We start from the raw sequence: 10,004 nt of genomic DNA, 5'->3' as shown, positions 1-10,004 counted from the left end.
TGTTGCTCAGGTACTTAAAAAAAATATTTTATAATAGTGTTGCGGAATTAAGGTTAAAAAACAATAGCAATGAAAACTTTATTGAAGTCATTAAAAATAACACTTGCTTTTTGTGTCCTTTTCTCCGTGTTCTATATCCTTATCCTGTGGCTGTTTGCGCAGGTTGCAGGTCCTAATAAGGGAAATGCAGAGGTAGCTACGCTGGATGGAAAAGTAGTGGGAGCAGCTAATGTGGGGCAGATGTTTACAAAAGATATTTATTTCTGGGGACGTCCTTCTTCTGCCGGAGACGGATATGACGCTAGTAGTTCTTCCGGTAGCAACAAAGGCCCTACGAATCAGGAATATTTGGATGAAGTGAAAGCACGTATCGATACTTTCCTTGTACATCATCCTTATTTGAACCGTGCGGATGTACCTGCCGAAATGGTTACGGCCAGTGCTTCGGGACTGGATCCTAACATCACTCCCCGATGTGCGTACGTACAAGTGAAGAGAGTGGCACAAGCACGCGGATTAACAGAAGAACAAGTAAGAGCGATTGTTGATAAAAGCATAGAAAAACCGTTTTTGGGGTTGTTGGGAACAGAAAAGGTGAATGTCTTGAAATTGAATATCGCTTTAGAGGAAAGCAATAAGTAGATGAAGATTGAGCAGCGTTCCTGTCCGGACCGTTTGGGTTATGCCGCGGTTCAAATTAACAGGGTTGGATGGGGCGCTGCTTTTTTACAGGAACATAAAATAGAATTAGATAAAAAGTATGAAAAGTTTTTTTAGTAAAAAGAGTATTTTAGGAACAATGGCTGTAGCAGCCGTATGTATGTTGGGAACTAGCAATGCACAAGCACAAGAGTTTACTATACAAGGTGATTTGGTAAGTTCGTATGTATGGCGTGGTATTTATCAGGGGGGAGCCGCTTCCTTTCAGCCGACTTTGGGATTTAGCGTAGGTAATTTCTCGCTTACTGCATGGGGCTCAACCAGTTTGAGTGAGAGTAATAAAGAAATTGACCTAACCGCAGCTTATAAGTTTGGTGAAGCGGGACCGACACTTTCTGTAGCCACTCTTTGGTGGGACGGACAAGCTGATGTGGCTAATGGAGAACTTACCAATAATTATTTCCATTTTAAAAGTGGAGACACCGGACATCATTTTGAAGCAGGGTTAGCTTATACGCTTCCTATTGAAAAGTTCCCGTTATCTATCGCATGGTATACCATGTTTGCCGGTGCTGACAGAAAAACGACTGATGAGGGGGAGGAAAAGCAGGCATACTCTTCTTACGTAGAACTGAATTATCCGTTCAGTGTGAAAGGAGTTGATCTGAATGCTACTTGTGGAGTGGTTCCTTATAAGACTCCGCAGTATAATGTGAATGGGTTTGCAGTGACGAACCTAGCTTTGAAAGCAACGAAAGCAATAAATTTTAATGATAAGTTTTCATTGCCTATATTTGTACAGGCTATATGGAATCCACGTTTGGAGGACGCCCATTTAGTATTTGGCGTAACTTTAAGGCCATAAAATAAACTCATGAATTTTTGTGAAACCCGTGGTGATCGTGATGATTACTACGGGTTAGGATGTTTAAAATAACAGATTGACGTAATGGATGATAGAGAACATAGTGTACAGTATTTTTTGGATCTGATAAAGAAGTCCCACCGGGGCAAATTCAAGGTCTATATCGGTATGATAGCCGGTGTGGGAAAGTCATATCGTATGCTTCAGGAGGCACATGAACTGCTGGAGAACGGTGTGAACGTGCAAATCGGCTATATCGAAACTCATGGACGCGCCGGGACGGAAGGGATGCTACAAGGACTTCCTGTCATTCCGCGACGTAAAATCTTCTATAAGGGAAAGGAATTGGAAGAAATGGATTTAGATTCTATTATTCGCCTTCATCCCGAAATTGTGATAGTGGATGAATTGGCACATACCAATGTGGAAGGAAGTCTGAATGAGAAACGTTGGCAAGATGTAATGACATTGTTGGATGAAGGAATCAATGTGATTTCGGCAATCAATATTCAGCACATCGAAAGCGTGAATGAAGAAGTGCAGGAGATTACGGGGATTGAAGTGAAAGAACGAGTGCCCGACAGTGTGCTTCAGGAAGCGGATGAGGTGGTGAATATTGACTTGACGGCAGAAGAACTGATTGCCCGTTTGAAAGCGGGAAAGATCTATCGTCCGGAAAAGATTCAGACAGCATTGGATAATTTCTTTAGAACCGAGAATATTCTTCAATTGCGTGAGTTGGCTCTGAAGGAAGTGGCGTTGCGGGTAGAAAAAAAGGTGGAGAATGAAGTGATGATGGGAGTAGCCGTCGGACTTCGGCATGAGAAGTTTATGGCTTGTATCAGTAGTCACGAGAAAACACCCCGGCGAATTATCAGAAAGGCGGCAAAGTTGGCAACCCGGTATAATACTACTTTTATAGCTTTGTATGTTCAGACTCCGAAAGAGAGTATGGATCGAATTGATTTGGCCAGTCAACGGTATTTGTTGAATCATTTTAAACTGGTGGCGGAACTTGGGGGAGAAGTTGTCCAGGTGCAGTCGAAAGACATTTTGGGGAGCATCGTCAAGGTTTGTAAAGAGAAACAGATATCGACAGTGTGTATGGGAACTCCTAATTTGAGGTTGCCGTACGCAATTTGTTCTATACTGGGATATAGAAAGTTTTTAAATAATTTGTCGCAAGCTAATGTAGATTTGATTATACTTGCATAATATTAATCGTATGAACGTTATGAATATTAAAACGAAACTGATTCTTGGCATTGGGATGTTGGCAGGAATGATTATTTTGTTGGTAACACTTTCAGTAGTGAATCTTCAAACTCTGACTGCGACAGAGCCTGATAGTCCTGCTGCTATGCCTGCCTTGGAACGTGCATTGCTATGGATCTCCATAACAGGGGGAATCTGTATCTTGACCGGACTGATATTGCTTTATTGGTTGCCTCGTTCTATCAGCAAGCCGATTAAGGAGCTGAAAGAAGGAATTCTTGAAATAGCCAATCATAACTATGAGAAGCGTCTCGACATGAGTGACAATGAAGAGTTCCGTGAAGTGGCTGACAGTTTCAACCGGATGGCGGAGCGTTTGACTGAATATCGTGCCAGTACTTTGTCGGATATTCTTTCTGCTAAAAAGTTTATAGAAGCTATTGTTAACAGTATTAACGACCCGATTATCGGTCTGAATACAGAACGTGAGGTTTTGTTTATCAATGATGAAGCCTTAAGTATTCTGAATATGAAACGGGAGAATGTGATTCGTAAATCGGCAGAGGAACTTTCTTTGAAGAATGACCTGCTCCGCCGACTAATTCGTGAGTTGGTGACGCCAAGCGATCAGAAAGAGGCTTTAAAAATTTATGCGGATAATAAGGAAAGTTATTTTAAGGTCTCTTATGTCCCGATTATTAATACGGAGGCTGAAAAAGGGGAACCTCGCAAACTGGGTGATGTCATTTTACTTAAGAATATCACGGAATTCAAAGAACTGGATTCTGCCAAGACTACATTTATTTCAACGATCTCTCATGAATTGAAAACTCCGATTGCTGCTATTATGATGAGTCTACAACTGCTTGAGGATAAGCGTGTCGGTGCGCTGAATGATGAGCAGGAACAGCTTTCAAAGAGTATCAAGGAGAACAGCGAACGCTTGTTAAGTATCACCGGAGAATTGCTTAACATGACGCAGGTGGAAGCTGGTAAATTACAGTTGATGCCGAAGATCACCAAACCGATTGAACTGATCGAGTATGCGATCAAAGCTAATCAGGTGCAAGCGGATAAGTTTAATATTCAGATAGAAGTGGAGTATCCGGAGGAGAAAATCGGTAAACTGTTTGTCGACAGCGAGAAGATTGCTTGGGTATTGACGAATCTGTTAAGTAACGCTATTCGTTATTCAAAAGAAAACGGGCATGTGGTTATTGGTGCCAAACAGGATGAAAACTGGATTGAATTGTATGTCCAGGACTTTGGCAAAGGCATTGATCCGCGTTATCACAAAAGTATCTTCGACCGTTATTTCCGTGTACCCGGAACGAAAGTGCAAGGTAGTGGCTTGGGGTTATCTATTTCCAAGGATTTTGTGGAAGCTCATGGCGGTATGCTGACGGTAGAGAGCGAATTGGGTAAGGGGAGTCGGTTTGTGATGCGGTTGAAGGCGTAGTTTTGAAGGAGTCTATGAAAGAATTAGACTTCCGACAGGCATGAAATCTGCTTGCCGGAAGTTTCTCTGTTCTCTCTTTTTATCGTTTTCTTCTCCTCCAGCATATCCAAATACCACACAGACCAATAATAAATGGGATGCCATAGCAATAGATAATTTTGATAGTAGATAGATCCATAGGAGTCAGGCTGATATCTTTGTCAAGATAAGGGGCTCTGGAAGAAGATACCGGAAATTTATTATAGCATAGCCAACGGAATGAACCGGGAATCATATTGAAGTTGAATGAATAGATACCCGGTCTTGAGCTTTTTTGTAGTTCGGCATTACTGAAACAGTCTGCATCCCCCAACACAATGATCCGTTGTTTTTTATCTTTGGCTTTAATCTTGCGGGTTAACGCTATTGCCGTGGGATAGGCTCCTAACTTTTCACCTTGAAGAGAGTCTAATGAAAGGGAGTCATTCAAAAAATCTTTTGTTTGATACTCAATCCATGTCTGTTGGGCGTTGCTTTGTAATAAAACTATTGGATGGAATTTTGTTGTATCGACAACTTCCAGAGCAACAGCCGATGGCATGGTGACTGCACTATACTTCTGCCTGTCAACCATACGTTTGTAGAAGCCTCCTATACTGTCGGCGGCTATCTGGGTAGCTTTCGCGAGAACGAGGTCTCCGGGATTAACATCAGAAGGTTGTGCAATGATTCCCGGCAACAGTTTTAAACCGACTTTCCGGAGTAAAGGATTCATTACTTCCTGACGTCCGACGTCGCCCATAATCATCATATTACCTCCGCGTTCAAGAAAACGGTCTATGATTTCTTGTTCTTTGGAACTCATGGAAGAACGCATTTCAGCAATAAGTAATATATTGATATTACTTGGTATATCATTCATATCCTTTAGATTCAGTTCCACCAAATCAAAACCTTGATTAATCATGGAATAACGAAAGCGTCCATGTGTGGCGAAAAGTGAGTAATCCTGATCTCCCTTTTTAGTGGTGGAACGTTCCTGATGTCCTGTGATGGCGCCTACCTTCACAGGAGTAACAAGCATTTTCTTCAATGCTGCGGAGATTTCTGTTTCAGAAGGGTGATATTCCATATCGTCGAACAAACGAAGGCGGGCTTGTTCACCGGAGCCACGTTCAACAACCCGCACAAATCGATAATTTTCTTTAGCCAAGTCTATTTTTTCTTTCAGTTCTTCGGCGCTTTTAAGCTTTTTAGGATTGAAGTTCTTCTTCTTGGCAACTTCATAAGCTATCTCACGAATGTTTTTATTCGGATATTGGCGATAAAGGGTGCTGTCTTTCGGTGTAGAGTAATAGTAAACATACTCCATTTTTATCTCTGGTTTGAAACGTGTGTACATTTTGAAGCGTGCCATATCCTCTTTTTGCTCTCTTGGAGAAGCGACATCAAATTCTTTATCGAAAATATTGACGTAAGTTGTGATCGTCATAGGTCCGGACAATTGCTCCATTACTTTCTGGCTTTCTTCTGAAAGTGTACGTTGTTTGCTGCGGGTAGCATCATAAAAGCCCATCATTGCCGGACGGGAACTGACAAAGCCGATAACTATAATGGTACATACAGCTAAGGCATAGCGCATTGTTTTTGAAAAGAGTGAGCGACGTGTTTTTTCATTATTCAGTTTAATGACCGATAGCCAGAGGAATAATAAAATTACGGCAAGGAAATAGATAACGTCATCGCTACATATCAATCCTCCAACCATCTCACTGGCACGTCCTTTAATGGATAGCCAATAAGTAATTTCTCTAAAGAATATGGACTCCTGTCCAATTCCTCCCACATAATTGAGAAATGCTAATGCGGAAAGGGTGGCAACAGCTGCCACAACTTGGTAAGATGTGAGTGTGGTCATAAAGAGACCGATAGAACAATAGGTCAGTATCAACAGAAACATGGATAACAATCCCGCCAAGATAAGTGTAATATCGACATGCGGCACGGAGATAAACATTACGATTGTCGGTAGGGCAAGGATGATGACAAAGATTAGGGCAAATACCACCATTGAAACAAACTTGCCGGTAATGATTTGAACACTGCTTACCGGTGATGAATAAAGTAGTTTGATAGAGCCTGATGAATATTCACGACTCATCAAATTCATGGTTAATAAAGGAATATACAGATAAATGGTTTCTTGTATTACTTCATATATTCCTTTGAGACCAAGGACAAAACCGGCTGTGACGCTAAAAGTGATCGTGTTGCCCAATGCTTTTATTTTTACTATTTCCGTCAGGATATTCATAAAGTCGAATCCTACCTGGCATGTAAATGCGACCAGCAGCAACCATGCGACCGGTGAGTAAAAGAGTACCGCTAGTTCGGTACGGGCTATTCTAAGTATAAGTCTTAAGTTCATCTTTTTCTCTTATTAATTTCTTCTGCGGAAAAACCAGATGCCAACTCCTATAAGTAAGAGGATAGCTGGTATAATGATTATGAAAATAGTTTTCATTGTACCAATATCTTTCACTCCGATCGAAAGTTTATTGTCGGTACAATGGGGACGGCGTATGTCGATTGGAAATTCTCCTCCAGAAAGCCAGCGGAAGCTTTCGATAATCAGATTAAAGTTTCCTGATCTATATCCTTCGCGTGAAAGAGTCAGTTCGGTGTTGCTTATGCAATCCGCATCACCAGAGATGATAATACGCTGCTCTTTATCTTTCAGTTGGCGTGAAAGGGCATAGGCTGTGATATAGGTTTGTTCTTTCTCTCCTGCCGAAGCATTACATTCTACTGGTGATTCCTGTAAATCTGTTTGTTCTTTTTCAATCCATACACCTTTGGCATTTGTTTCAAGAATCGGAGTATATTGGAAGCCGTAATCGTTGTCGGAGCATGTAAGGGCTACACATCCGGGCATAGAGACACGTAAATCATATTTGGGAAAATCATCTTTGAATCCGAATGTAAGTTTTCCCGATTCACGGGTTGCCTTGGCTAGAATCAGATTAGGAGAGAAATCAGCGGAAGATTGTGCCAGTTGGTATTCTTCCATCTTGATACCGAGTTTGCTTAAAAAAGGATTCATAACTTCTTGTCTGCCTGTATCGGTGAGAATAAACAAATTACCTCCACGAGCCAGGTAAGTTTCCAGTTGATTTTTCCCTTTTTCAGTAAGCGGAGTTCTCATTTCTGCAAGAACCACAATATTGATTAAGGAAGGAATGGTGTCTCCGTGAGAAATATCGATCTCGCAGACATCAAAGCCTTGATTGATTAAGGCGGCTCTAGAATATTTCTCAATGGAGAAGTTGCTATAATCGCGGTCACCGGATTTGGACACCTCACGTTCACCGTCTCCTTTGATAAAGGCAACAGTGGGAGGAGTTGAAATCATCTTTTTGATGGCTGCTGTAATTTCCGCTTCGGATGGCGTTGCATCCATATCTTCAAAATCACGGATGAAGGTACGTTTTCCATCTTGCGTTTCCATAATGCGAACAAATGTATTTTGTTCTTCACGCAGGTCGATGATTTGGCGGATTTCTGCCGGAGATTTGAATAAATGAGGATTCAAGTTATAAATCATGGTCATATAATCACGCATCTCATCTACTGTTTTGCCTTGAAACTTAGGATTATTTGCAACGCCGTTGGGGGCGAAATCATAATAATAGACATATTTCACTTGCAGGTCCGGTTTAGCGAGACAATAAGGTTCGAAGATTGTTTCATTCGCTTTCTTCATGATAGGGAGGTAGCGATATGATTTGTTATCAAGTAGGTTAACATAATTGGTAATAGTTACCGGTCCTGTCAATTTTGCTAATACGTGTTGGCTATTTTCGGTAAGTGAGTTTAGTTTAGTGCGTGTTGTATCCCATACCTTAATCATTCCCGGACGTGAAGTGAAATAGCCAATTGCCATTGCTGCGACAAAAAATCCCAGATAGCTGATTGCTTGCCGGAAACGACTGATAGTGCGCCGGTCGGATGTAAGTTTGAAAGTGGTAAATGTCAGGAAAAGGGTTACTACGACCACGAAATAAATCACATCTTCACTCCGAATTACTCCATTCAGCATATCGATTGTTCTTCCGTTTATTGACAGCCAATAAGTCAGTTCGCGTATAAAATCGTATTCCTGGCCGATATTTCCTACAAAATTCAGTATAGCTAATATAATAAGAGTCCCAACTGCTGCTACTACTTGATAAGTCGTGAGTGAGGACATAAAGAGCCCGATAGCGCAATAGGCGCATATTAATAAATAGAGTCCTAGAAGGGCGACTAGTACAGGAGCCCAATCAAAAGAAGGGATTACCAAACCGCCATAAATAGCACTGGCTATCGGGACAAGCATCAGACAGCAACCAAATCCGATGGCTGCAAGATATTTACCCAATACGATCTGACCACTGGTGACTGGGGATGAATATGCCAGTTTGATTGAACCCGATGCCGTTTCGCGACTGATGAGTCCCATTGTCAACAATGGAATATAGATGTATATGTTTGATACGACGGAGGACAAAAAGCCGTAACTACCTAAGAAGCAGATACCGCTCAAAGAAACTTCTTTGCCTCCTGACAGATCATAGTCGGTCACTATATTCTCCATTAATGACGTAAAACTTGATGTTGTCAGGAATGAGAAAACAATCAATATGAACCATGCAATCGGCGAATAGAATAAAATAGCCAGATCGGTTCGGGCAATACGCATTATAATCTTTAAATCCGTCATGTTAGATATTATTTTTAAGTTTTCCCGATAGTTGTGCAAAGATTATGTCAAGAGAGCAGCGTTCCATCGTGATTTCTTTCAGCCGCCATCCGTTTTGTATGCTTAAGGCTACTACTCGTTCAGTTATGTTTTCATCGTCATCAAAGCGTATCCGGAATGTACCGGGATAGAGTTCTTCTATATTCAACACATGTTCTATCTTTGCTAGTTCTTCAATAGAAGGGGGAAGGGCAAATGTAACGGTGAAACTACTTGGAACCACATAGTTATCAAAGTCTTTCATGCTACCTGAAAATACGACTTTACCATGTTCAATCATACGAATATCATTGCAGGTAGCTTGCACTTCCGACAGGATATGAGTGGAGAGTAGGACAGAATGATCTTCAGCAATTTCTTTAATCAGATTGCGTATTTCGACAATTTGGTTAGGATCAAGCCCGTTTGTAGGTTCATCAAGTACTACGAATGGAGGATTATGTACAATAGCCTGTGCAATTCCTACTCTTTGTTGATATCCGCCTGAAAGATTTTTTATCAGTCGTTTGCTAAAATGGGCAATAGCGCAACGTTCTTTAGCTATTTCTACAGCTTCACGAATTTTTGATTTCTCCATTCTCCGCAGTGTGGCACAGTGTATGAGATATTCGTCGACAGTCAAGTCCGGATGGAGAGGTGGTTTTTGAGGTAAGAAACCAATATGTTTTTTTGCTTCAACCGGATTTTTTCGTAGATCGATGCCATTGATAAATACATCCCCTTCCGTTTGATTTAAAACTCCACAGATGATATTCATAGTGGTGGACTTACCTGCTCCATTAGACCCTAACAGACCTAATATTCCTGTTTTCTCAATAGAAAAATTGATATCGCGAATGGCCCAATCTACACTATAACGATGAGATAAGTGTTTAACTTCGACAATAGGAGTACTCATACTTTTTATTTTAAATGATTAATAGATTTCTTATTCATATTACCATGCAACCCCTCTTGAAATATCCATCCGGTTCGATTTGATTTTTCTGAATTTCCAGGAGAAATTTATGGTAAAATACCGCCCG

Annotated in this window: 7 protein-coding genes; 4 read left to right on the top strand and 3 right to left on the bottom strand. The window is 41.1% G+C overall.

What is annotated here, in order from left to right; translation table 11 throughout:
- Positions 1 to 69 precede the first annotated feature (69 nt).
- The 4 genes from DW173_RS22430 to DW173_RS22415 all read left to right on the top strand — a co-directional run bounded on the left by DW173_RS22430 (position 70) and on the right by DW173_RS22415 (position 4,199).
- A complete protein-coding gene (locus DW173_RS22430; protein WP_120145271.1) occupies positions 70 to 642 on the top strand; it encodes a K(+)-transporting ATPase subunit C in 573 nt (190 codons plus the stop codon).
- A gap of 118 nt (positions 643 to 760) precedes the next feature.
- Complete coding sequence (locus DW173_RS22425) at positions 761 to 1,525, top strand: hypothetical protein (RefSeq protein ID WP_004306399.1); 765 nt, start codon at positions 761 to 763, stop codon at positions 1,523 to 1,525.
- A gap of 84 nt (positions 1,526 to 1,609) precedes the next feature.
- On the top strand, positions 1,610 to 2,740 hold the full coding sequence (locus DW173_RS22420; RefSeq protein WP_120145270.1) for a sensor protein KdpD: 1,131 nt from the start codon (positions 1,610 to 1,612) through the stop codon (positions 2,738 to 2,740).
- Between the two features lie 19 nt (positions 2,741 to 2,759).
- A complete protein-coding gene (locus DW173_RS22415) occupies positions 2,760 to 4,199 on the top strand; it encodes a sensor histidine kinase (protein ID WP_120145272.1) in 1,440 nt (479 codons plus the stop codon).
- A 79-nt stretch (positions 4,200 to 4,278) separates the two neighbouring features.
- Here the strand turns inward: DW173_RS22415 and DW173_RS22410 are convergent, their stop codons facing one another.
- The 3 genes from DW173_RS22410 to DW173_RS22400 are packed head-to-tail and all read right to left on the bottom strand — an operon-like array spanning position 4,279 to position 9,877.
- Entirely contained in the window at positions 4,279 to 6,606 is a 2,328-nt protein-coding gene (locus DW173_RS22410; RefSeq protein ID WP_120145269.1) for a Gldg family protein, read from the bottom strand.
- Between the two features lie 12 nt (positions 6,607 to 6,618).
- Positions 6,619 to 8,940, bottom strand: a complete 2,322-nt coding sequence (locus tag DW173_RS22405; RefSeq protein WP_120145268.1) for a Gldg family protein — start codon at positions 8,938 to 8,940, stop codon at positions 6,619 to 6,621.
- Between the two features lies 1 nt (position 8,941).
- On the bottom strand, positions 8,942 to 9,877 hold the full coding sequence (locus tag DW173_RS22400) for an ABC transporter ATP-binding protein (RefSeq protein ID WP_118220118.1): 936 nt from the start codon (positions 9,875 to 9,877) through the stop codon (positions 8,942 to 8,944).
- Between the last annotated feature and the right edge of the window lie 127 nt (positions 9,878 to 10,004).

The organism is Bacteroides sp. AM16-13 (genome assembly GCF_003602705.1).
In the GTDB taxonomy this organism is placed as follows: domain Bacteria; phylum Bacteroidota; class Bacteroidia; order Bacteroidales; family Bacteroidaceae; genus Bacteroides; species Bacteroides xylanisolvens.
The sequence above is the reverse complement of the archived record's forward strand: the minus strand, read 5'-3'. Positions and strand labels throughout refer to the sequence as shown.

Excerpts from the sequence above, each read along its gene's own strand:
- DW173_RS22430 (WP_120145271.1), top strand. The coding sequence starts at position 70 with ATGAAAACTTTATTGAAGTCATTAAAAATAACACTTGCTTTTTGTGTC.
- DW173_RS22425 (WP_004306399.1), top strand. The coding sequence starts at position 761 with ATGAAAAGTTTTTTTAGTAAAAAGAGTATTTTAGGAACAATGGCTGTA.
- DW173_RS22420 (WP_120145270.1), top strand. The coding sequence starts at position 1,610 with ATGGATGATAGAGAACATAGTGTACAGTATTTTTTGGATCTGATAAAG.
- DW173_RS22415 (WP_120145272.1), top strand. The coding sequence starts at position 2,760 with ATGAATATTAAAACGAAACTGATTCTTGGCATTGGGATGTTGGCAGGA.
- DW173_RS22410 (WP_120145269.1), bottom strand. The coding sequence starts at position 6,606 with ATGAACTTAAGACTTATACTTAGAATAGCCCGTACCGAACTAGCGGTA.
- DW173_RS22405 (WP_120145268.1), bottom strand. The coding sequence starts at position 8,940 with ATGACGGATTTAAAGATTATAATGCGTATTGCCCGAACCGATCTGGCT.
- DW173_RS22400 (WP_118220118.1), bottom strand. The coding sequence starts at position 9,877 with ATGAGTACTCCTATTGTCGAAGTTAAACACTTATCTCATCGTTATAGT.